We start from the raw sequence: 21,621 nt of genomic DNA, 5'->3' as shown, positions 1-21,621 counted from the left end.
ATTAGGCTGCTCCTTTTACCTTTTTTACCTTTGTTTCGTATACGTATGTATCCAGTTTCAACTTTAATTTAGAAGGGATTTGTCCACGATACAATTCTGAAATTGCTTCTATTACAAACTTCTTCTCTGTATATAAATCTTCAATACCACGATATACTTTTTCCGCAAGAGGGATTGCAATCATATTCGCAAGTACAGACCCATATAATGTCGTTAACATCGCAACTGCCATTCCTGTACCAATTTGCGATGTATCTTGTAAGTTTTGGAGCATAATGATAAGACCGATTAACGTACCAATCATTCCCCAAGCTGGAGCAAAATCACCAATTTTATCTAATAATGCTGCTCCTTTTCTTAACTCATACACTTCCGTTTCAATATCTTTCAATAACACTTCTTTTAATTCATCTTCATCGTAACCGCTTAACATTAATCGAATTCCTTTTTGAATAAAAGGATTGTCTACTTGCTCTCCATCTACCTCTAAAGAAAGCAAGCCATTCTTTTTAGACTTTTTCGAAAAATCGACAAACAAATCCGTTAACTGTTCTAAATCTTCTTCTCTTCTATGTAAAACAGTAAAAATGCTTTTCGTATATTTTTTTATTTCTCCAAATCGATATGCCACAACAATTGTCGCTGTTGTTCCCCCTATGACAATTAAAATAGATGAAATATCTAAAAAGTTTTTGAAAGCTTTTATTCCACCGCCACCAAGCATAATTGCCGCTATCACTATAATGAAACCTACTATAATGCCCACTGGGCTAGAAATATCAAACTTCCTTTTTCTTCTTTGTGGTCTAGCTAATACTTGATTTTTCTCTCCCATATTTCTGCCCTTTCCTTTCCATTTTTATATAACATTTTTTTATTTTAATAATACGTTTTCACATATAACATGTATTATACGCTTATCATCTGTTTATCGCAATATACTCATAAAATTGACACATTTCATTTCTATATTAGAATTATGGTATGAATAAATGAGGAGGATCACGATGGAACACAACATTTTACAAGTCATTGCATTAGCAGAAAAACTAAAATATGAAATGCGACATAGCTGGCTTTCCAACGGACGTCAAGAAAGTGTTGCCGAACATACATGGCGGATGTCTCTAATGGCCATTTTAGTTGAACCTTATTTGGATCAAAAAGTAAGTATTGAGAAATTACTTAAAATGGTTATTATTCACGACCTAGTCGAAGCCGAAGCTGGTGATATTCCTGCTTTTGATACAATGAATAGTCACGAATTACAGCTACAAAAACAAAAAAATGAACTGGAGGCTATTTTAAATATTAAACAAACGTTAACAGGTTCTCTCGGCGAGGAATTATATGACTTATGGATGGAGTTTGAAGCGAAAGAAACGTACGAAGCAAAAGTTGCTAATGCACTCGATAAACTTGAGGTGAAAATCCAGCATAACGAAGCTGATATTGATACGTGGCTACCAATTGAACATAAAATGACGTTCCAAGTAGCAAAGCATACAAACTTTGATTCTTTCTTATCTAAATTACAAAAAATTATTGAACAAGATGGAGAAAAGAAGTTAATTGCTGCCGGCATTGATGTTGAGGCATGCAAGCAATAATGAAATAAGACACTCAACAAGAGTGTCTTATTTCATTATTGTTGATATAGCCTGCTTATAAATAAGCTGTTGTTTTCCATCCACTAAGATTAAAACTGTAAATTTATCCACTCCAACAACTTCTCCTACTATTCTAACGCCACTCTTTAAGAAAATTGTAACTGTACCTTTTTCTTCTTTTATTTGTTTATACAATTCTTCCTGTAAATGTTCCAATTACTGTCCTCTCCTTTCTGTGAAACATCTTAATATAAAAAACTATAAATTTTTTATTTATGCACTTTGTCTTTTATGTTCATAAACTTATTAATAAGTATATCTAAATCACGACTAAATAACAAAACTTTATCATGAGCCAATCCGTGTCTCGCAACAAGTTGAATTAACTCTTTCTTTTTGTTTTCTATTTTATTTTTTAATTGTCCCATCTCCATCTCTATACTAAAACTCCCTTTTCCCATAATATTACTTGTAAAATTATAGTACATATTCTCTCATAAAAAAATAAGAAAATGGTTTTTTTTACAATTTTTTATTTTTTATGCCTAAATTATGAATTACGTAAAGGCTTATTTACAAATCACTAACATGCAATCCTAATGAATCTACAGGCATTTGTCTAATTATAAATGAGACTGGCTCGTTTTCTATACAAAAAACATACTGTATATAGTAGTCCATGAACCATATAGATTAACTTACTAAAAAGGAGGAAAACATATGAGTTATGGTGGAAGTTGCGCTGGTTTCGGCGGTGGATTTGCTTTGCTTATCGTACTATTCATCCTTCTAATCATCATCGGATGTAGCTGTTGGGGTGGCGGCGGATACGGATATTAATATATCCTATCCTTGAAAAACGAACTAAAAACTATAGAAAAACAGCTCAAATATGAGCTGTTTTTTTCATACTTTCGTATGAATTTATATCCCTCTTATTTGCGATTTCAACTAGCAACATATTGTTTACTATGGAATAAGAAACATTTTTACTAAGGGGGATTACAATGATTAGAGGTCTTTACGAAGCACATTTACCTGTCCGCAACTTAAAAGTATCAATACCTTTTTATGAATCACTAGGGCTAAAATTATATAAAAGAGGAGATAATATTGCTTTCTTTTGGATTAAAGAAAATGAGAGTTGGCTCGGCCTTTAGGAAGGCACAGAATACAAAGTGAATTATCACCCCTCTTTACGACATATCGCCTTTCAAGTAAGTTTACATGATTTAGAAAATGCGATTCATTGGCTAAATCAAAAAGGAATTTCAGCACGAAAAGACTTTGGAATGGAACCAATTGAGCCGATTGTTTTTCCGGAATTAGCACATGCAGCCGTATACTTTAACGACCCTGATGGAAATAGTTTAGAATTGATTGCACAATTACCTGTTGGACTTCCCACAGCGGAAAAAGTGTATTTAAGTGAGTGGAAAGAACAAATTCAAACATCGTCATTACATAAGGATTAATCTATTTATGTCAGTTTCTTATTCCACACTTCTTAAAACAAATAAAAACTTCAATAAACTATTTTATGGGCAAACATTAAGTGTACTTGGGGATTGGTTCCATACGGTAGCTTTATTAACATTTGTCTACAGCATAACGGAATCGCCGTTTATGATCGCACTTACTTTTATAAGTAAAAGTTTACCACAGCTTCTTCTTAGTCCATTCATAGGCGGAATTGTAGATCGTTTCTCTAAAAAGAATATTATGATTTTCACCGATATTACACGGGGAATTCTAGTCCTTACATACTTACTCGCAGGCTATAAAATTGAGATTATTTTCATTGCTAATATATGTTTATCTGTACTTTCTTGTTTATTTGAACCGGCTAAACAAGCAACCCTAAAAAATATCGTACACCAAAATCATTTCGTAACTGCTAACTCTCTTTCTAGTACAATTAATGGTTTTATGTCTATTATGGGGGCTTCTTTGGGCGGAGTAATTGCACAATCTTTACATATTGAGTTCGCTTTTTTAGTAAATAGCCTATCATACTTTATTTCAGCCTATTTTATTTATAACATGAGTATTCCTGCTCATGATACTTGTAACAAGAACAAAGCATTTTTCACTGATATAAAAGGTGGTTATACATACATATTACAAACAAAAATCATTTTAACATTAATTCTTGTCGGCATTTCATGGGGGATTATTGGAGGTGCTTATCAACTACTTCTAACGATCTATGCCGAAAAAATTTTCCATACGAACATTGGGATTTTATATACGGTTCAAGGGGCTGGGCTTATGATAGGAAGCCTTCTCGTTAATCTTTATATATCCCATAATAAAGAAAAAATGAAAAAAGTATTCGGTTGGGCCTACTTATTACAAGGAATTTTCTTTCTCGGATTCATTCTATCCGATCAACTTATTATCGGTATCATTACTTTATTCTGTATGCGCATAGCAGGAGGAATCATCGTTCCACTTGATACGACATTACTTCAAACTTACACACACGAAAATATGATAGGTAAAGTTTTTTCATTCCATTATTCCATTTACGGATCTCTTATTCAGTTATCGATGTTTTTTACAGGAGGGCTGTTAGAAATTCTTTCCCCTCAAATGATTGGCTGTTTATTAGCTACATGCTGTATTTTTGTAAGTTTTATATGGCTGTTCTTGTTTTATCGCGGGGATCTCAGTGAATAATTTAATGATAATCAATACATTTTTATCCCATTCATTATTTGTTTCCCCATAATAAAATTGTTTAAAAACACAAGTCAGATTTTTTAGTTAAAGAGCCTTATATGGCAACACTATTTGAGAAAAAACTAGATATTTATGTTAAAATACAAATAAGTTTGTGAAACATTGCACTTAAATAATAGACTTTAACTAGTTAAACTTGATTAAATAGGAGGGCTGTTTTGGGTATCACATTCTTTTTCATATGTATTATATTAGTGGCTTCTATTCTGCAAGCAAGTACAGGTTTTGGCTTTTCCATAATGGCAACCCCTTTCTTACTTATGTTATTTCTACCACAAGAAGCTATACAAATAAACATTATTTTATCTTTAATTATCTCCATTTCACTCATTTGGAAAATAAGAATGGACGTTGATTTTGTTCTACTGAAAAGGTTTATTTTTGGAAGTATAGTTGGTGTTCCTTTTGGCATTTTAATTTTCATTTCCGTTAACATAAAAACTTTTAAATTAGCAGTTAGCATCCTACTCTTACTATTAACATTGTTGCTAATATGCAACGTTAAGGTTAGATCAACACAATCTAGAGATTTCATAGCTGGCGGATTATCTGGTCTTTTAACGACAAGTATCGGTATGCCAGGTCCACCCCTGTTACTTTATTTTACAGGAACTAATACTGAAAAAGAGAAGTTAAGAGCAACTACATTAGCTTTTTATCTGTTTATATATTTCATTAGTCTAGTAACTCAAATACTCTTTACTGGCACAAACAAAACCATTTGGGAATCAAGTTTTTATGCCATTCCAATTGTATTTTTAGGTTTGTTTATAGGTCAAATTATTTTTAAATGGCTTAATCAACGGATTTTTAAAATATTTACGTACATTCTTTTAAGTTGTACAGGGGGTTATCTTCTTATTGAAAGTTTGAACTTGTTATAGAAGATGCTTTAGATCGTGCAATAACAGATATGTTCAAACGAAATTATTGCTGTATTTTCCGACGGGGTATTCCATATCAAAACTTAAATAACTTTATTGACAGTTTACAATTAGCAATAATCTTTCTTTCATAAGGAAAATATTTCAAATCAAATACTAAATAAAACGATAAAAAGCGGCTATTATGCCGCGTTTACTTACTATTGGCATTTCATTCTCATTTTCTATCACTTTTGTAAAAAATTATTAATTTTTATTTCTATGTACATGATAACAAACAAAATACCTAAGTTCAGAAAGAATAAACAACTTTCTGGCCTTAGGTATTTTTCCTTCTCAAAAAGGCAAACCTGCATCACAGGTTTGCCTCTTTACTCACTTCTTATTTAATCCTTTTTCACTTAAAAACTCTTTCATATGCATTCTTTTTTCTTTAGACATAAACGAACTCATTGATTCCGTCCATGTTACGTTTTTCTTGTTTGATGATCTTTCTTTATAATACGCGTTCATCGTTTCATCATATTCGTTTAGTAATTCATCATATTTTTGTTCATCATATCCATTTTCATGAAGAACTGCTGCTACTGGTAAACGTGGTTTAACTCCATGTTCTTCATCTGGTACACCGACTGTCATTCCGAATACAGGATATACTTTATCCGGTAAATGAAGCAGTTCACTCACTTCTCTCGGATTATTACGAATACCACCAATATAACAAATACCGTATCCTAACGATTCTGCTGCTAGTGCTAAGTTTTGCGCAAAAAGTGAAGCATCTACCGTCGCAACGATAAAGTCTTCTACTCCCTCATGCTTTATCTCTGTACTATGTTTTTCACATGCAATTTCAAGTCGTTTTAAATCTGCACAATAAACAAAAAATGCTGCACAGTCCTTCACATGGCGATTTCCGGATAGCTCTGCTAGTTTAGCCTTTAATTCCTGATCTGTTACATATATAACAGAATACGCCTGTACAAAATGTGATGATGCTGCATGTTGCGCAGCATGCACCATCTTTTCTACTACATCTTTCGGAATTGATTCTTCTTTATATTTACGAACTGAAACATGTTGCTCCATCTTATGTATGATCTCATTCATGAAAATCACTCCTTTTTTCTCTTCATAATGAAAAATTAACATATCTTTTTCAATTTTCACAACTTATAAGCACAAAAAGAGCAATTCTTTTTGAATTGCTCTTTTTTAAAAAGTTTATCGATACGGTAAATGAAATTATACTTATCTTATTACGCTGTTTTCAAAACTTTAATACCTTTTACGATATTCCAAATGAAGTAGTAAATTCCTACAAGAATGAACACTGCATATGTGATAGCCATTCCAATTCCAGCACCGTCAGATTGATTGAAACCTAAACCGTACATGCCTGATACTGCTAGTCCTCCAAATAAGATTGCGTATGGGAAAACATGTGACCAAAATGCTTTTTTCGCGTGATACTTCACTTCATCTTCTGCAACAAAGTACACGATAATTGGTAGTAAAAATGGTGCAAAAAAGATACTAAAGTAACATAACGAAGATAAAATATTATTTCCTTTCATCCGATTCACCTCTAAATAGTTTTTGTTACCTTCATTATGTCAGGAAATCATTCTAGAAACTATCGCTTTACCTTTCACGAACGTGACATATTTGTAAGATTTTCCTCAAACTAAATCCCGCCTGAGTTTCAGACGGGATCACTTTCACTATATTCGATTCATAAACCAATACTGTGTAATTGCTAAATATTCTCGTACATTCGATGGAATGATGATTGGTTTTGGTGTTTTTGCCGGAAGACCTTCTAATTGTAAACCTTGTTTGGCCGCTATTTTTTTCGCTCTAAACATGTGAAAATCGTTTGTTACGATCATACCTTTTTTCATATCGGCTGGAATTAACGGTTTTGAGAATGTAATATTCTCATCTGTACTCGTAGATTTGTCCTCCATTATAATGCGGTCTTCTGCGATATTTTGTTTTATTAGTCCTTGTTTCATTGCTAATGCTTCTGAAATGTCTTCGCCTTTTCCTTGTCCTCCAGATACGATAGCGATTGTTTTCTCATGTGATTTTAAATATTCAGCTGCTTTATCAATACGATATTGCAATGAATAAGATGGTTTCGTCCCATTTACTTTCGATCCTAGTACAATTATGTAATCAGCATCGTATGTTGCATTCATATGCCCATGCTTATAAATGTGATATTGTAAAAACCCCGCATACACGGCGCAAATCATTATAACAACTAAAATGCCCTTCATTATTTTCTTCTTTCTCATATTCATATACTCCTATTTTCTTTTACTTCCTTCATGATAATATCCATTTATTTGTTTGTATACAGACAAATTCCAATAAACCCTAATTTATCCTCTGAAAGGTAATATTTATATTACTTTCGGGAATAGTAAGTACAACTTTACACGAAGGAGTGTCTCTATTGCTTCTCTTTTTATGTAACGTGTCGTTCTTTTTCATCTTATTTTTGCTATCGCTTAAGTTACTCGGTAAATCCGCGTTAGCGCAACTAACTCCTCATGATTTTGGGGCTATAATTTTTTTATCTTATTTAGCTTTCCAGGCCATACCCGTCTCTGGTGCTTTACAAGCATTTCTCGGTATGGTTGTTATCACATGTTTACATTTACTCCTTACAAAATTAAGCCTATTCAACAAACTAAATCGTTTTATTCTCGGACACCCTATCATTTTAATTAAACATGGTGATATTATTTTTGAGAACTTACAAAAAAGTAGATACCCCATTGCAGAACTGCTTTCTAATCTTCGCGTTGCAGGATATCCAAGTGTTCATGAAATTGAATACGCTATTTTAGAAGCGAACGGCGCTATTAGTATTTTACCAAAAAGAGAACTTGTACCATTAACTCCAAAAGATTTAAACATAGATGTTAAGTATGCTGGATTACCAATTGCACTTATCGTCGATTCACAAATTCAATATGATAACTTAAAGTTAATACATAAAGATGAAAAATGGTTATATAAAGAATTAAAAGAAAAAGGAATTACAAATATTAAAAACGTTGCCTTTGCTTCTGTTCAAGAAACGGATGGATCTTTTGCTATTAGTTTAAAGGAATAAGAAAATCCCCTTAATTGCTTAAGGGGATTTTTTATCATATCGCTTCTTTCTCTCCTGCCATATTTAATGGAACAGGATGTTTCATACGATTCATCGTAAATACGATAATCGCTGTCATTACTTCTGCAACTGGCATAACGAGCCAAATTCCATTTATACCAAATAGTTTCGGCATAATCCATAACAATGGAATAATAAATAGTAATCCTCGGCTCATTATAATAAGTACTGATTTCTTCGTTTGTCGCACTGATTGGAAGTACTCTCCATACACAATGTTATAACCTAAAAATACGTATTGGATAAAGAATAAACTAATACCTGTTAAGGTTAACTCCAATAATTCTGGAGATTGAACATCAAATAAACCAATGATATATTTCCCGAAGAATAATCCGACAATTATCGCAACGCCTCCAAGGACAACTGCAATTTTCACAGCAAACTTCAATCCTTCACGAAGTCTCTCTGATAAATTTGCCCCGTAATGGAAACTAGCAATTGGCTGTAATGCTGCTCCAACACCAAAGAATAATAGTAATGTCATTGCATGAATACTATTCACCATCGCATAGGAAGCTACTCCTACTTCTCCTGCATATTGGACAAATGCGATATTAAAACCAATCGTTACGATTGCAACCGTACTTTCTGCTGTAAAACTTGGGAAACCAATCACCATAATTTGTTTGACAGTATCCCATTCAAAATGAAATTTCGTCCACTTTAAAATACTACTTTTTCTAAAGAAATGGGTTAATAATACAAGGAAACCAATCGCTGCCGAAAGAATAGTCGCTGAGGCAGCACCTGTTACGCCCCATCCAAAGATAAAAATAAAGATATAGTCAAACACTATATTTAATACAGCCGTTACAACAAGACCAGCCATTGCTAAATTAGGATTTCCATCATTTCGTATAAATGTACTTAAAATATTTTCTAAAACGTATATCATTCCAAATGTTAATAATACGTGTAAATAGTCTAACGCATATGGTAGAATCACTTCGTTTGCACCAAATAAGTATGCTAAATCTTCTATTCTCCATAAGCAAATCGCTGCTAAAATCCCTACGATAACAACTGCTACCGTCATTGATTGAGTAAAAATAGACCTTGCTCTTTCTCGTTTATTTTCACCTAATGCAATGGAGTATAACGTTGCCCCGCCCATTCCGATCCATAATGAAATAGAGAAGAAAATCGAAAAGGCTGGAATAGCCACGTTCACTCCTGCTAAACCGTTCGCCCCAACTCCTCTACTAATCATAACCGCGTCAATTACAATATTCACTGACATTAATACCATTCCAAGAACTGCTGGTATTAAATAAGAAATAAATAAGCTTTTAATTGGTTTTTCTCTTAATTTTTCTGTTGCTTCCATACTCTAATATGCTCCTTTTTTTCAACTCTCTTTTCTTAGTTTAAACCTTCAAGTAACTTTAAGGTCAATAGAGAATTAAAAAATAGGTGACTTAATTATCGCGTTTGATGCTCATTTGTAATTATACGAGTCCTATAACTTATTGCTTTGTTTTTTCATTATAGGAATTTGAATTTCTGTTACTTGCTCCTCAGGATCTTCTGTTACAGACCAATCAATTAATGCAATCTCAATTGCATCTCCACTTATTTCGTATCCTTCTTGATCAATATATTTCATTAGCTTCTTATATGTTTCATCAGTTTCTTCATATGGCCCATGATGATATACACAGGCAAACATACCTTCTTTAATTTCATCTGAACTCTGTACTTCAAAAGGCATATAATCCAAAAGAATAAATACACTGCTATATGCTTGAAACTCATTTTGCATTAACCCTTTTTTCGCAACAGTTACACCAATATCTCCAGAAAATAAGCTATCATCCATTTGCCTCATATTTTTTTGCAACGAATGAATGTAGTACTCAAACATATCATCCGTCGTATTCGGGGCAACCGCAATAGCTGTTATTTTTCGCTGCGGGATCTCTTTTATTACCATTTGTTCAGCTTTTGCTTTTGTTGCTTCCTTAATTAAATGAATTCTATGCTCCATTTTCGCTAAAGCATACTCAATTTCTCTTTGTTTCTTCAGCATCATCTCTTGTTGTTTTTCCAGTAAATTGAGTGCGTATGCTGGATTTCTTTCATCAATATATTTTTTAATTTCCTTTAATGGAATGTTTAATTGGCGTAAAAACTTAATCGTATCTAATAGTGAAAATTGATCGATTGTATAATAACGATAATTCGTTTGAGGATCAACAATGGACGGATGAAAAATTCCTTTTTCATCATAATACCTTAATGTAGATTCTGCGATATTATGCATTTTTGCCATTTCTCCAATTGTAAAACGTTTATTTAATAACATCTTTTATTTCCTTCCATTTCTATTTATTTCATTATATGTTCATTTTGTCTTCAAAACAAAAAAGAATTCCCATACGAGAATTCTTTTTTTACTATTAAACCTCTATTATTATAGGAAGAATCATCGGCTTTCGTTTTGTATTTGTATATATATACTTCCCTAACGCTTCTCTTACCTCCCTTTTCAAAATACCCCAGCTATTCACATTCTCTTTCTTTAAATTATTAATTGTAATAACAGCTAATTTATTTAATTCTCTTAAAAATTCTTCTGAATCACGAACATAGACAAATCCACGAGAAATAATATCAGGACCTGAAATTATTTCTCCATCCACTTTATTAAAAGTAATAACTATAACGAGCATTCCATCTTCTGAAAGTTGTTTACGATCACGTAATAATGCATTTCCAACATCTCCAATTCCTAATCCATCTACATATATATTTCCTGCCTGTATTCTTCTAGATTGAATTGCCACTTCATTACTAATATCTACAACATCTCCATTACGTACGATAAAGATATTTTCCTTTTCAATACCAATTGATTCTGCTAACAAACTATGGTGATGTAGCATTCTAAACTCTCCATGAATTGGGATAAAATATTTAGGTTTCATTAAAGTGAGCATTAATTTCAATTCTTCTTGATACGCATGACCAGATACATGGACTCCAGTAGAACTACCTGATCCATAAATTACTTTTGCTCCTAAAGCAAATAGATTATCTATAATTCTTGAAACGTTACGTTCATTTCCTGGAATCGGAGTCGCAGCTATAATAACCGTATCTTCTGGTAAAACATCAACTTGTCTATAGTTTCCACTCGCTAAACGCGCTAAAGCTGCCATCGGTTCTCCTTGACTTCCTGTACAAAGTATCGCTACCTGCTTTGGATCTAAACGATTTATCTCACTCGCTTCAATCAACATGCCGTCTGGAATATGTAAATACCCTTTCTCTAGAGCAACTTCTACTACATTTACCATACTTCTCCCGAGCAAAGCCAATTTTCGATTTGTTTTTATGCAAGCTTCAACTATTTGCTGAACACGATTCACATTAGAAGCAAATGTAGAAATAATTACTTTTCTATTTGCTTTCATAAATATTTCCTCTACCCGTTCTCCTACTGACCTTTCTGATGGAGTAAAACCTGGGCGTTCTGCATTTGTGCTTTCAGATAATAAAGCTAGTACACCTTCACTTCCTATTTTAGCCATTTTATGAATATCAGGATGTTGATTATTTACTGGTGTTAAATCAAATTTAAAATCACCTGTATGTACTACAGTACCTTCTGGTGTATGAAAAACAATACCGAGACAATCCGGAATACTGTGGTTCGTTTTAAAAAAGGTTGCCTTAATAGAACCACAATCAATTTCTGATTCTGAATGAATAACGATTAATTCCGTATCATTTTGAAGATTGTGTTCCTTTAATTTAATTTCAATTAAACCTAACGTTAACTTTGTTGCATAGATTGGTACATTTAGTTGTTTTAAAAAATATGGTATTCCGCCAATATGGTCCTCATGCCCGTGCGTTACTACTAAACCGCGAATTTTTTCTTTATTTTCTTGCAAATATGTGACATCTGGAATTATTAAATCAATCCCTAATAAACTTTCATCTGGAAATTTAGATCCACAATCAATGACGACAATATCATTTTCATATTGGATAGCATACATATTTTTTCCTATTTCATTTACTCCACCTAAAGCAACAATAGACAAGTTATTTTTTAATGAATTCAAATGATAAAACCTCCTTTTCACATTTATAATTCGTGAAATAGCATTTAGGCTTTATTATTTGTAATGAAAAAGGACTTCATACTATTTCATACATATAAAAATTCACACACTATTCTTATATGTATATCTCTAATAACACCGTCTCTCTCTAAAAAAGCTCCCATTTTTTCATTGATTTTTTGCAAAATATATTATATATTAATTACAGGTTCAAATTACAAGTTCAAAAGAACTCGTAATCAGACCCTTTTGTTTAATGGGTTTTACATATTTTCATTAGGCAAATTCCGAGAAATCGTATGATAAAACTAAAAATGATGAGGAGAGGATCAGATGGAATTCGAATTTTTCTTTCAAATTGCACTTATTTTATTAAGTACAAAGCTTGCTGGTGATCTTAGTGTTAGATTAGGTCAACCTTCTGTACTAGGTAAATTAATTGTCGGTATCGTTATCGGTCCAGCTGTATTAGGTTGGATTGAAAATTCAGAGCTTCTAACTCAATTAAGTAATGTCGGGGTTATTCTTCTAATGTTTATGGCTGGACTTGAAACAGACTTAGAAGAATTAAACGCCAATCGTAATTCTTCTTTAGCAGTTGCACTCGGAGGTATTATTCTTCCATTCGTAGGTGGTTACGTTTCCGGCCTTGTTATGGGAATGGAACAAGGAAACGCTGTATTCTTAGGATTACTTCTATGTGCGACAAGTGTTAGTATTTCCGTACAAACACTTCGTGATTTAGGTAAAATGAAAACACGTGAAAGTACGACGATGCTTGGAGCCGCTGTATTTGATGATATTCTTGTTGTTATTTTATTAGCATTCGCAATGAGCTTCTTAGGCACTGATGATGTTAACTTAACAATGATTATCTTGAAGAAAGTAGTATTCTTCGCTTCTATTATTTTAATTGGATGGAAAGGTGTTCCAGCAATTATGCGTTGGTTGTCACCACTGCGCGTATCTGAGTCTATCGTGAGCGCAGCTCTTATCATCTGTTTCTCATTCGCATATTTCGGCGAACTATTAGGAATTGCTGGTATTATCGGTGCTTTCGCTGCTGGTATTGCAATTTCTCAAACAAACTACAAACATGAAGTAGAAAAGAAAGTAGAACCAATTGCTTACGCTATGTTCGTTCCAGTATTCTTCGTTAGTATCGGTATGAATATTACATTTGACGGTATTGGCAATCAAATTTGGTTCATCTTAGCATTAACAGTAATCGCTGTATTAACGAAACTAATTGGTTGTGGTGTTGGTGCACGCATGACTGGATTTGATGCTAAGTCTTCTGCAATTATCGGTTCTGGTATGGTTTCTCGTGGTGAAGTTGCACTTATCATTGCAGGAACAGGACTTTCTTCAGGTCTATTGGCACAAGATTACTTTACAGCAATCGTTATTGTCGTTATTTTAACTACAATGATTACACCACCAATGTTAAAATACACTTTTGGTGCAAAAGATAAAGCAATGAAAGCAAGTAAGTAAATTTACTATAAGAATAAGAAAAGGAGATTACTATCTTACAAGATAGTAATCTCCTTTTTCATTTTATCTTTAAACAATTCCATTCGTTTTTAACCAGTTTTCAAAAATAGTTCGTGCTTCTTCATCATCGATGTCATTACTAAATGAATATACTTTAATACCATAGTCATCTATATATTCACCTAGCTTCATTTTCTCCACTTTTTTGTAAAAATCGTCTACCTCATAGTGCGGAAGATAAGCATCCCAAACTGGTTCATTTATTCTTTTGTACGCCGTCACTTCTAAATCATATCCGTCTTCATAATATCCGATGTGATAATGTTTGTTAGGATCATATTTCTCCATTAAAAGTCCCCTCCTACTAAAAAACAAAAGCGAGCCTTATATTACAGCTCGCTCCTCTCTCTATTTATTAAATACGTTCCATCGCCGTCTTCAAAGTTCCAACAACAAAGGCAATTTCTTCACTTGAAATAATAAGCGGCGGCGCTAATGTTAAAACGTTATTATATCCTGCTGTCGTCATACCGTTTCGTCCTATAATAAGCCCTTTTTCTTTACAAGCATTTACGACACTTGCGATTTTGTCGTTATCAATTGGCTCTTTCGTCTCTTTATCATTTACTAATTCAATTCCAACTAATAGACCTTTTCCTCTAATATCCCCAACAAGCGGATGTTCCCCAATTTCATCTTTTAGTTGCTCTAATAAAAGGGAACCCATTTGCGCAGATCGCTCAATTAAATTTTCATTTTCCATAATCTCTAAGTTTTTAAGGGCTAATGCACAAGCTGCTGGATTTCCACCAAATGTATTAATATGTCGGAAGAATTCATACTCTCCCTTCCCTTTAAATGCTTCATATATTTCTTTTTTCACAGCTGTTGCAGATAATGGTAAATATGCGCTCGTAATCCCTTTTGCCATCGTAATAATATCTGGCTTCACATCATAATTCATAAATCCAAATGCTTTTCCTGTACGTCCGAAACCGCAAATTACTTCATCACTAATAAGCAAGGCACCGTGTTTTTGACACGTTTCATGAACAGCTTTCATATAGTCTTGTGGTGGCATTAATATGCCCCCGCCTGTAATAATTGGTTCCATAATAAAAGCGGCAATTGTTTCACTTAATTCCCACGTCATAACACGATCGACTTCTTTCACACATTCTACATCATAAATATGCTGCCCTTCAATTTCAGGCATACGGTAACAATCCGGTGGTGTTACGTGTAAAAAGCCTGAAGCAAACGGTTCATATTGATATCTACGCTGCGCTTGTCCCGTCGCTGCCATTGTCGCCATTGTATTCCCGTGATACCCACGATAACGTGACATAAATTTATAACGATGTGGTTCACCTTTTTGCGCATAGTATTGTCTTGCTATTTTAAAAGCTGTTTCGTTCGCTTCTGAACCACTATTTGAGAAGAAAATAACATACTCTCCCCCAAGCCACTCATTTAATTTTTCAGCAAGCTTTATAGCTGGTTCATGAGATTGTGACATTGGAAAGTATGATAATGTTTGTAATTGCTTATAAGCCGCTTCTGCGAGCTCCTTTCTTCCATATCCACTATTCACACACCAAAGACCACTCATACCATCTAAATATCTTTTTCCTTGTATATCTTCAACCCAGCACCCTTCAGCTTTTGCCCCTACCATTGTACTATTTGGACTAAAGGGACGCATTCCGTGCCAAACATATTGCTCATCTTTTGCTAATAATTCATCAGTTTGCTTCGTTTTCATCATTACTTCCACCTTCCATAACAACTTATTTTTCACAAAAGCTGCGCTGGTGCCATGATGACTTAAATTTCTCCCTGCTATTTTCATTCCACAAAATTAAGACAAATCCTACTTACAAATCAGTAATATTTACAAGAAAATGACAAAAGAAAAAAGAGCTTTTCTTATCTATCGAAAAGCTCCTCTTTTATTTAATGTGAAGACGCATCACTAATACCGTGACCAGTATTAGATTTCACAAGAATTTCATCAAATTTCGCTGCATCTTCTTTCTTACTAGATAAAACAGTTCCTAAATATGCTGCAAGAAATCCGAGCGGAATTGAAATAATTCCTGGTGTCGTATATGGGAATATCGCTTCCCCAACAAAAATAGCTTTTCCAGCTACAGGGTTCCAAACATTCGGACTCAACGCTACGAGAACAATTGCTGATACGAGCCCTACAATCATACCGGAAATAGCACCCGTTGTATTAAAACGCTTCCAATATATTGTAAATAAAATCACTGGTAGATTTGCACTCGCTGCAACTGCAAATGCTAATGATACTAAAAATGCTACGTTTAATGTTTGGGCAAATAATGCAAGTATGATAGATAATATCGCTACTCCAATAGATGCATACCGAGCCATAGATACTTGCTCTTTTTCCGATGATTTCCCTTTGCGAATGATCTCATTATAAAAATCATGAGCGAATGCTGATGCTGCCGTTAATACGAGACCTGCCACTACAGCCAAAATTGTTGCAAAAGCAATTGCTGATACGAAAGCAAATAAGAAGTCTCCACCTAACGCTTTGGCTAATAAAGGTGCTGCCATATTACCCGCTGGGTTCGCTTTAATAATCTCTTCATTTCCTACAAACGCTGCCGCACCAAATCCTAAGAAAATCGTCATAATATAAAATGCACCAATTAACCATGTCGCATATACGACAGATTGACGTGCAGTTTTTGCATCACGTACTGTAAAAAAGCGGACAAGTATATGTGGTAATCCAGCTGTACCAAGTACTAGTCCTAAATTTAAAGAAAGTGTATCAAGGCCATCCTTATACTTTACACCTGGATTTAAAAATGAATCTTTTAATGGTGTAGCTGTTTTCATTTGGGCAAACATTTCAGTCACGCTGAAGTTGAATTTTGCGAAAACGATAACAGAAATAATAAACGTACCGGCCATAAGTAATACAGCCTTTACAATTTGTACCCAGCTCGTTGCTGTCATACCACCAAAAATAACATACACCGTCATAAGTGTTCCAACGATTAATACAGATGTCGTATATTCAATCCCTAATAATAATTTAATAAGTGCACCCGCGCCAACTAATTGTGCAATCATATAAAAGATAGAAATCGTCATCGTATTAAGAGCTGCAACTCCGCGAACTTTTTTCGCGTCAAAGCGTGCTGCAATCATATCCGCCAAAGTGTACTTTCCTAAATTTCTAAGCGGTTCTGCAACAAGATATAGTACAACTAAATAAGCAACTAAAAAACCGATACTATAAAAGAATCCATCAAACCCAGTTAATGCGATTGCTCCAGCTATACCGAGAAATGAAGCAGCAGACATGTAATCTCCAGCAATGGCCAGACCATTTTGCCAACCAGTTAATCCCCCTCCAGCCGTATAAAATTCACTCGCATTTTTCGTTTTTTTCGATGCAAAATAGGTTATGACGAGCGTACCAAGAACAATAATTAAAAATAGTGCAAATGCAGTAGTATTCAAGTTCAGCCCCTCCCTTTTTGCATATCTTGCAAAATTTTTCGGGAGATTTCATCAAATGATTCTGCTTTTTTGCTATAAATCATACATAGTGCCCATGTCATAATAAATTGGGAAAAAGCAAATACCCACGCCCATGTAACGTCTCCAAATGCAGGTGTATTAAGCACCTTTGAATACGATGTTAGAATAGGTAATGCGATAAAAAAACTAAAAAAGAAAATACTCATTGGAATGATAAACTTCTTTTTCGTATTTAATAACAATTGAAATTCTTCCGACTGAACGACCTCTGTATAATTCACCTCATTTTGCAACTTACGTGCTGACGTATCGTCTCGTTTCATTAACCGATCCCCTCTCTTACTTAAAATACACTTACCCCTTGCATACCTAAAGACTAAATTTTATAAATATTCAGAAACTTATATTCATTTTAGACAATCCATGCATTCATGCAAAGATTTTTTGATAGACATTTTTCGGCAATTTCCCCTAAATTTTTAATATACTTTTTCAAAATAAAGTGACACCTTACTTATTTATCCTCATTAAGACAAAAGCAGTGCTTAACGCACTACTTTTGTCTTTTTTTCCTTTTCTAAATTACGAGCCGTTTCGCTTAACTCAACATCTTTTCCGTCTTTAAGTGTTCCAAATATAAAATCGAATACTGGATTTGAAACACCAAACCAAAACTTTTCGTTTTTATAATGGTGTAATATATGTTGTTTTTTTAGCCATCTTCCAAACTTAGTGACGGGACGAATCGGTCTATGAGCAATATAATGTTTCCATTCGTAAACGAGCAGCATAATAATCATTCCGATTCCAAATGAAAGTGCAATAGTAACACTTTTTGTAATACCATATGCTATAAGTAAATATATAGTAAAACTAGGTATACTAAACCATACAGGTAAAAACAAAAGTTTTAAATCATCTGGATATACGTGGTGATCATAATGCAATCTTCTTAACATTTTTAATAGAAATGTGTTTTTAGGTGGCTTTATATGGAATAAAAAACGATGTGTCATATATTCATTAAGTGTATAGAAAACAATCCCAAACACACATGCTAACATGCCAAACCACGTAAAAAATTGCATTTTTAAAATAATAATGAAAATAAATAGAATGCTATACATAATAACAATATCATGTTGTAAAAAGAACTCTTTCCCCACTTTCTTCATCTTATTTCCCCCTTTTCCAAAAAAACAGCCGCAACATATCGTTACGACTATTTCTTTTCTATTCTTATTCTATTCACTTTACAAATTTGCCTGTTGTTCTATTGCCGAGAAAAAATTGTTTGATCCAAATATATTTTGCTTCGGAATAATATGTTCCACTGCAAACACTGTTACTTCTCCTCTTTGCACTTCTCCAATAATGAGCCCAAATATTTCATGATTTACTGCAAACGTCGGTTGCTTTGTTTGTAACAATCTTGCAGCATTATGAAATACCGCTTCATATAGTGGATTTCTATCAGTAATTTCTTTTCGGATTTTTGGCGCTAACGTAATTATAATTTCTTTTCCGTCAATAGTGGTTCGATACATAAAAATCTCCCCTTCAATCTTATGTGAACAACTGTAAAGCTTTGTATGCAAAATGTATAGAGTAACCTACTAAAATAATACCTGCTCCGGCTGTTATGTAGCCAAGCGCTTTTGGTTTTAATAAAGTTCTTCCAAAATGTACAGAAAAAGCAATATTTAAATTCCATAAAATAATACCAACAATAATGCAAAGACTGTACAAAAAAGCTTCTTGTTTCGTTACCTTCGTAAGTAATGAGCTAAGTGTACTTCCGTATATACCAAACCAAAAAACAAGATTTAATGGATTGGATATCGCAATTAAAAATCCTGCCATAAACGATTGCTTAAGGCCACCTACCTCTTCTTTTTTATATTCCATATTCGATTCGAAAATTCCTTGTTTTACACTTTGAAATCCTAAATAAAATAACAAGAAAAAACCCGTGCAATACATGAAGGCTTGTACATATGTATACATAAACACAGAAGATAAACCGAAATAAATGAGAAGCATAAATAAAACATCTGCAGTCATTCCACCAATTCCAACAACCCAAGCGTGCCAAAAACCACGTTCAATTCCTCGTTTTAACATTTCAATATTAATCGGCCCTACTGGCGCAGCTAATGATATACCTAATACGATTTGCTGTATAATTGCTCCAATCATCGCTCTATCCTTTCTACTCTCTTTACTACTAGTTAATGATGTAATTTTAAAAAATAGACTAGCTTTCATAATAAAATACCCTTTTTTATCCAAAATATACAAAAGAGCCATCTAGATGATGGCTCTTACTTTTCTATCCTATGAAGAAAAGGACATTTCCCTTTTATTGGCTCTACATCGTCTCCTATGAAATATTGTTTCCATTCACGATGCTCTGGGTCACCATAATGACTAATGTTAGGATGTTTCGGCAATTGATCCCACTTTTCAACTCGCTCACGGACCATTTGTCTTGAATATGCTCCTTTAGGACGATCTCCCTCTAATCCATCAAAAATAATGCGTGGCTGAAACCCAATAACGAGAGAATTCCCTAAATGTCTAGTTTTTCGTTGTTTATAAGCTGGCGCATTTCCAAATGCGAATATTGGCTCACCACCAAATGAAAATTCCCATAAATAATGGTCTGGGTCTTCAGGAATTTGCTTTGGCCATGCTTGATTATCGTTTTCATGTAAATACTGTAACACTTTCCAAAAAGAATCACGGTAATATTCGAGTGATTGTTCTTCACATTCCGGTTCTACAAAAAGGAAAAAGCCCCTTCTTACAATCGGTCTCTCTTTCATTAACTCTAAAAAAGATAACATTGTATGCGGCAAATGACTCCAATCATTATGAGAAAGAAATGAATAACGAAGTTCATTCTTTTTCAAAGCTGTTAAACCGAAATAACATGGAAAAGTTGGTTCTAACACAACATTTGAAAAAATCTCAAATTCTTTTGCAACCCAATCCGGTATGTCGGTTCTCGTTCTCATTCCTTCATTATCTAATAAGTAAGACTTATTCATTCTTTCACCTCATTATGTATAGCATTCAATTAAGAATATTACATACTCGGCCTGTCCTATACCTATTTAAAAATTTGACTGGAAAATTATTTAAAAATACAAAAAAATAAAATCGCTTACTTGACTAAATTCTCCCAATTCGTGTATATTTAAATTAATCATTTAGCAGAATATTCAAGAATATAGCATTTTTAGTTTATATTATTTTTTTAATGAATTTCACTAAATGAAAATAGTAAACGCTTTTAGGAGGAATTGTAACATGCAAGGAAAAGTAAAATGGTTTAACAACGAAAAAGGTTTTGGATTTATCGAAATGGAAGGCGCTGATGATGTATTCGTACATTTCTCTGCTATTCAAGGAGACGGCTACAAAGCTTTAGAAGAAGGTCAAGAAGTATCTTTCGACATTACTGAAGGTAACCGCGGACCTCAAGCTGCTAACGTAGTAAAACTTTAATCCAACATATAACAGGAGGTTGCCTTACTTGGTAACCTCCTTTGTTATTCCTTTGTATATTTCCGTTTTACAGAGCAAAAACTATGTGAAATGCGCACTATACAAAGGAGGAATTATTAATGGGATCAGAAGTAAATGATTTTGAAGAAGTGAAATTCCGTGTAGAAACAGCACAAAAAATGGTAGGATCAGCAACAATTTCAATGGATCCAGATACATTAGAGCATGCTACTACTGCTGTAGAAGCAGCTCGCTCTCAGCTTGAAATTATGAAATCTGTTGCAACTGATTTAGATGAGCCATTTTTAATGAATGAGGAAAAGAAATTAAATAAATGTGAGCATCAACTAAACGAAGCAAGACACTAAAAAACATCCAGAGAATTTTCTCTGGATGTTTTTTCATGACAACTGTTCTCCATACTTTTTCAATGTTTCTCCAACTGTACATTGCCGTATACAAAATGAATGGGCATAATATTTACTATTTGTCTTTCGATTATGTTCTCGCAAGAAACATCCTTCACAATACGTTTCTAATAAGTCATTTACCTCTGTAATGAGTTGCTTTTTATCCAC

The 21,621-nt window shown here is 33.6% G+C and carries 26 protein-coding genes and 1 pseudogene; 9 read left to right on the top strand and 18 right to left on the bottom strand.

Annotation, left to right across the window (positions count from 1 at the left end):
• Position 1 precedes the first annotated feature (1 nt).
• Complete coding sequence (locus DN407_RS08055) at positions 2 to 835, bottom strand: flagellar motor protein MotP (RefSeq protein WP_000504185.1); 834 nt, start codon at positions 833 to 835, stop codon at positions 2 to 4.
• 172 nt (positions 836 to 1,007) lie between these two features.
• On the opposite strand from DN407_RS08055, the gene DN407_RS08050 reads away from it, so the two are divergent.
• Positions 1,008 to 1,610: an HD domain-containing protein gene (locus DN407_RS08050; protein ID WP_000400780.1), complete on the top strand. Its 603-nt coding sequence runs from the start codon at positions 1,008 to 1,010 to the stop codon at positions 1,608 to 1,610.
• A gap of 27 nt (positions 1,611 to 1,637) precedes the next feature.
• Here the strand turns inward: DN407_RS08050 and hfq are convergent, their stop codons facing one another.
• Positions 1,638 to 1,826, bottom strand: coding sequence for an RNA chaperone Hfq (gene hfq / locus DN407_RS08045; RefSeq protein WP_000400665.1), 189 nt, complete (start codon positions 1,824 to 1,826; stop codon positions 1,638 to 1,640).
• Positions 1,827 to 1,879: 53 nt separating this feature from the next.
• Positions 1,880 to 2,098 (bottom strand): aspartyl-phosphate phosphatase Spo0E family protein, encoded by a 219-nt coding sequence (locus DN407_RS08040; RefSeq protein WP_000291685.1) that lies wholly within the window; start codon positions 2,096 to 2,098, stop codon positions 1,880 to 1,882.
• Between the two features lie 232 nt (positions 2,099 to 2,330).
• Between DN407_RS08040 and DN407_RS08035 the strand changes: the two genes are divergently transcribed.
• The 4 genes and pseudogenes from DN407_RS08035 to DN407_RS08020 all read left to right on the top strand — a co-directional run bounded on the left by DN407_RS08035 (position 2,331) and on the right by DN407_RS08020 (position 5,239).
• Positions 2,331 to 2,450, top strand: coding sequence for a YjcZ family sporulation protein (locus DN407_RS08035; RefSeq protein WP_000120179.1), 120 nt, complete (start codon positions 2,331 to 2,333; stop codon positions 2,448 to 2,450).
• 167 nt (positions 2,451 to 2,617) lie between these two features.
• A pseudogene (locus DN407_RS08030) lies at positions 2,618 to 3,085 on the top strand (VOC family protein).
• Positions 3,086 to 3,092: 7 nt separating this feature from the next.
• Positions 3,093 to 4,292: an MFS transporter gene (locus DN407_RS08025; protein WP_000117065.1), complete on the top strand. Its 1,200-nt coding sequence runs from the start codon at positions 3,093 to 3,095 to the stop codon at positions 4,290 to 4,292.
• 221 nt (positions 4,293 to 4,513) lie between these two features.
• On the top strand, positions 4,514 to 5,239 hold the full coding sequence (locus DN407_RS08020; protein WP_149216156.1) for a sulfite exporter TauE/SafE family protein: 726 nt from the start codon (positions 4,514 to 4,516) through the stop codon (positions 5,237 to 5,239).
• Between the two features lie 375 nt (positions 5,240 to 5,614).
• Here DN407_RS08020 and nfsA read toward each other — a convergent pair whose 3' ends face one another.
• From nfsA to DN407_RS08005, 3 genes are all read right to left on the bottom strand, one after another.
• The gene (gene nfsA / locus DN407_RS08015; RefSeq protein ID WP_098365151.1) at positions 5,615 to 6,349 is read right to left on the bottom strand and encodes an oxygen-insensitive NADPH nitroreductase; all 735 of its coding nucleotides are present in this window, start codon (positions 6,347 to 6,349) and stop codon (positions 5,615 to 5,617) included.
• 149 nt (positions 6,350 to 6,498) lie between these two features.
• Complete coding sequence (locus DN407_RS08010) at positions 6,499 to 6,816, bottom strand: magnetosome magnetite crystal formation protein family (protein WP_000678055.1); 318 nt, start codon at positions 6,814 to 6,816, stop codon at positions 6,499 to 6,501.
• Between the two features lie 147 nt (positions 6,817 to 6,963).
• Entirely contained in the window at positions 6,964 to 7,542 is a 579-nt protein-coding gene (locus DN407_RS08005; protein WP_001227676.1) for a YdcF family protein, read from the bottom strand.
• Positions 7,543 to 7,703: 161 nt separating this feature from the next.
• Between DN407_RS08005 and DN407_RS08000 the strand changes: the two genes are divergently transcribed.
• Positions 7,704 to 8,369 carry a DUF421 domain-containing protein gene (locus tag DN407_RS08000; protein WP_000923922.1) on the top strand — a complete coding sequence of 222 codons (666 nt, stop codon included), beginning with the start codon at positions 7,704 to 7,706 and terminating at the stop codon, positions 8,367 to 8,369.
• A 34-nt stretch (positions 8,370 to 8,403) separates the two neighbouring features.
• On the opposite strand, the gene DN407_RS07995 is transcribed toward DN407_RS08000, so the two are convergent.
• The 3 genes from DN407_RS07995 to DN407_RS07985 all read right to left on the bottom strand — a co-directional run bounded on the left by DN407_RS07995 (position 8,404) and on the right by DN407_RS07985 (position 12,505).
• Complete coding sequence (locus DN407_RS07995) at positions 8,404 to 9,759, bottom strand: MATE family efflux transporter (protein WP_000388390.1); 1,356 nt, start codon at positions 9,757 to 9,759, stop codon at positions 8,404 to 8,406.
• A gap of 132 nt (positions 9,760 to 9,891) precedes the next feature.
• The gene (locus DN407_RS07990) at positions 9,892 to 10,737 is read right to left on the bottom strand and encodes a MerR family transcriptional regulator (protein ID WP_000925910.1); all 846 of its coding nucleotides are present in this window, start codon (positions 10,735 to 10,737) and stop codon (positions 9,892 to 9,894) included.
• 94 nt (positions 10,738 to 10,831) lie between these two features.
• The gene (locus DN407_RS07985; protein ID WP_001086703.1) at positions 10,832 to 12,505 is read right to left on the bottom strand and encodes a ribonuclease J; all 1,674 of its coding nucleotides are present in this window, start codon (positions 12,503 to 12,505) and stop codon (positions 10,832 to 10,834) included.
• A 333-nt stretch (positions 12,506 to 12,838) separates the two neighbouring features.
• Between DN407_RS07985 and DN407_RS07980 the strand changes: the two genes are divergently transcribed.
• Positions 12,839 to 14,002, top strand: a complete 1,164-nt coding sequence (locus DN407_RS07980; RefSeq protein WP_000393892.1) for a cation:proton antiporter — start codon at positions 12,839 to 12,841, stop codon at positions 14,000 to 14,002.
• Positions 14,003 to 14,071: 69 nt separating this feature from the next.
• Here the strand turns inward: DN407_RS07980 and DN407_RS07975 are convergent, their stop codons facing one another.
• The 8 genes from DN407_RS07975 to DN407_RS07940 all read right to left on the bottom strand — a co-directional run bounded on the left by DN407_RS07975 (position 14,072) and on the right by DN407_RS07940 (position 20,583).
• Positions 14,072 to 14,350, bottom strand: a complete 279-nt coding sequence (locus DN407_RS07975) for a DUF3986 family protein (RefSeq protein WP_000417070.1) — start codon at positions 14,348 to 14,350, stop codon at positions 14,072 to 14,074.
• Positions 14,351 to 14,417: 67 nt separating this feature from the next.
• Complete coding sequence (locus tag DN407_RS07970) at positions 14,418 to 15,767, bottom strand: aspartate aminotransferase family protein (protein WP_000850959.1); 1,350 nt, start codon at positions 15,765 to 15,767, stop codon at positions 14,418 to 14,420.
• A 191-nt stretch (positions 15,768 to 15,958) separates the two neighbouring features.
• Positions 15,959 to 17,509 (bottom strand): solute symporter family protein, encoded by a 1,551-nt coding sequence (locus DN407_RS07965; RefSeq protein ID WP_149216155.1) that lies wholly within the window; start codon positions 17,507 to 17,509, stop codon positions 15,959 to 15,961.
• Between the two features lie 2 nt (positions 17,510 to 17,511).
• Positions 17,512 to 17,853: a DUF485 domain-containing protein gene (locus tag DN407_RS07960; protein ID WP_000817366.1), complete on the bottom strand. Its 342-nt coding sequence runs from the start codon at positions 17,851 to 17,853 to the stop codon at positions 17,512 to 17,514.
• Between the two features lie 222 nt (positions 17,854 to 18,075).
• Positions 18,076 to 18,705, bottom strand: a complete 630-nt coding sequence (locus DN407_RS07955) for a sterol desaturase family protein (RefSeq protein ID WP_000755400.1) — start codon at positions 18,703 to 18,705, stop codon at positions 18,076 to 18,078.
• A gap of 78 nt (positions 18,706 to 18,783) precedes the next feature.
• On the bottom strand, positions 18,784 to 19,077 hold the full coding sequence (locus DN407_RS07950; protein WP_000286362.1) for a hypothetical protein: 294 nt from the start codon (positions 19,075 to 19,077) through the stop codon (positions 18,784 to 18,786).
• A gap of 19 nt (positions 19,078 to 19,096) precedes the next feature.
• Positions 19,097 to 19,840 carry a LysE family transporter gene (locus DN407_RS07945; protein WP_001196839.1) on the bottom strand — a complete coding sequence of 248 codons (744 nt, stop codon included), beginning with the start codon at positions 19,838 to 19,840 and terminating at the stop codon, positions 19,097 to 19,099.
• A gap of 14 nt (positions 19,841 to 19,854) precedes the next feature.
• On the bottom strand, positions 19,855 to 20,583 hold the full coding sequence (locus tag DN407_RS07940) for a YqcI/YcgG family protein (protein ID WP_001043768.1): 729 nt from the start codon (positions 20,581 to 20,583) through the stop codon (positions 19,855 to 19,857).
• A 262-nt stretch (positions 20,584 to 20,845) separates the two neighbouring features.
• On the opposite strand from DN407_RS07940, the gene cspB reads away from it, so the two are divergent.
• On the top strand, positions 20,846 to 21,043 hold the full coding sequence (gene cspB, locus DN407_RS07935) for a cold shock-like protein CspB (RefSeq protein WP_001161731.1): 198 nt from the start codon (positions 20,846 to 20,848) through the stop codon (positions 21,041 to 21,043).
• A gap of 119 nt (positions 21,044 to 21,162) precedes the next feature.
• Positions 21,163 to 21,411, top strand: coding sequence for a DUF2564 family protein (locus DN407_RS07930; protein ID WP_000534392.1), 249 nt, complete (start codon positions 21,163 to 21,165; stop codon positions 21,409 to 21,411).
• Positions 21,412 to 21,444: 33 nt separating this feature from the next.
• Here the strand turns inward: DN407_RS07930 and DN407_RS07925 are convergent, their stop codons facing one another.
• A complete protein-coding gene (locus DN407_RS07925; protein ID WP_000358801.1) occupies positions 21,445 to 21,621 on the bottom strand; it encodes a zinc-finger domain-containing protein in 177 nt (58 codons plus the stop codon).

The sequence above is a fragment of the Bacillus sp. JAS24-2 genome (assembly GCF_008274905.1).
Lineage (GTDB): Bacteria > Bacillota > Bacilli > Bacillales > Bacillaceae_G > Bacillus_A > Bacillus_A cereus.
This window is presented reverse-complemented; position numbering and strand designations above follow the sequence as displayed.

Coding starts and splice junctions, on each gene's coding strand:
- DN407_RS07940 (WP_001043768.1), bottom strand. CDS start 20,583: ATGAATAAGTCTTACTTATTAGATAATGAAGGAATGAGAACGAGAACC.
- DN407_RS08055 (WP_000504185.1), bottom strand. CDS start 835: ATGGGAGAGAAAAATCAAGTATTAGCTAGACCACAAAGAAGAAAAAGG.
- cspB (WP_001161731.1), top strand. CDS start 20,846: ATGCAAGGAAAAGTAAAATGGTTTAACAACGAAAAAGGTTTTGGATTT.
- DN407_RS07970 (WP_000850959.1), bottom strand. CDS start 15,767: ATGAAAACGAAGCAAACTGATGAATTATTAGCAAAAGATGAGCAATAT.
- DN407_RS07980 (WP_000393892.1), top strand. CDS start 12,839: ATGGAATTCGAATTTTTCTTTCAAATTGCACTTATTTTATTAAGTACA.
- DN407_RS08040 (WP_000291685.1), bottom strand. CDS start 2,098: ATGTACTATAATTTTACAAGTAATATTATGGGAAAAGGGAGTTTTAGT.
- DN407_RS07950 (WP_000286362.1), bottom strand. CDS start 19,077: ATGTATCGAACCACTATTGACGGAAAAGAAATTATAATTACGTTAGCG.
- DN407_RS07945 (WP_001196839.1), bottom strand. CDS start 19,840: ATGGCTCTTTTGTATATTTTGGATAAAAAAGGGTATTTTATTATGAAA.
- DN407_RS07930 (WP_000534392.1), top strand. CDS start 21,163: ATGGGATCAGAAGTAAATGATTTTGAAGAAGTGAAATTCCGTGTAGAA.
- DN407_RS08025 (WP_000117065.1), top strand. CDS start 3,093: ATGTCAGTTTCTTATTCCACACTTCTTAAAACAAATAAAAACTTCAAT.
- DN407_RS08035 (WP_000120179.1), top strand. CDS start 2,331: ATGAGTTATGGTGGAAGTTGCGCTGGTTTCGGCGGTGGATTTGCTTTG.
- DN407_RS07955 (WP_000755400.1), bottom strand. CDS start 18,705: ATGAAGAAAGTGGGGAAAGAGTTCTTTTTACAACATGATATTGTTATT.
- DN407_RS07990 (WP_000925910.1), bottom strand. CDS start 10,737: ATGTTATTAAATAAACGTTTTACAATTGGAGAAATGGCAAAAATGCAT.
- DN407_RS07995 (WP_000388390.1), bottom strand. CDS start 9,759: ATGGAAGCAACAGAAAAATTAAGAGAAAAACCAATTAAAAGCTTATTT.
- nfsA (WP_098365151.1), bottom strand. CDS start 6,349: ATGAATGAGATCATACATAAGATGGAGCAACATGTTTCAGTTCGTAAA.
- DN407_RS07975 (WP_000417070.1), bottom strand. CDS start 14,350: ATGGAGAAATATGATCCTAACAAACATTATCACATCGGATATTATGAA.
- DN407_RS08005 (WP_001227676.1), bottom strand. CDS start 7,542: ATGAGAAAGAAGAAAATAATGAAGGGCATTTTAGTTGTTATAATGATT.
- DN407_RS08050 (WP_000400780.1), top strand. CDS start 1,008: ATGGAACACAACATTTTACAAGTCATTGCATTAGCAGAAAAACTAAAA.
- DN407_RS07960 (WP_000817366.1), bottom strand. CDS start 17,853: ATGAAACGAGACGATACGTCAGCACGTAAGTTGCAAAATGAGGTGAAT.
- DN407_RS08010 (WP_000678055.1), bottom strand. CDS start 6,816: ATGAAAGGAAATAATATTTTATCTTCGTTATGTTACTTTAGTATCTTT.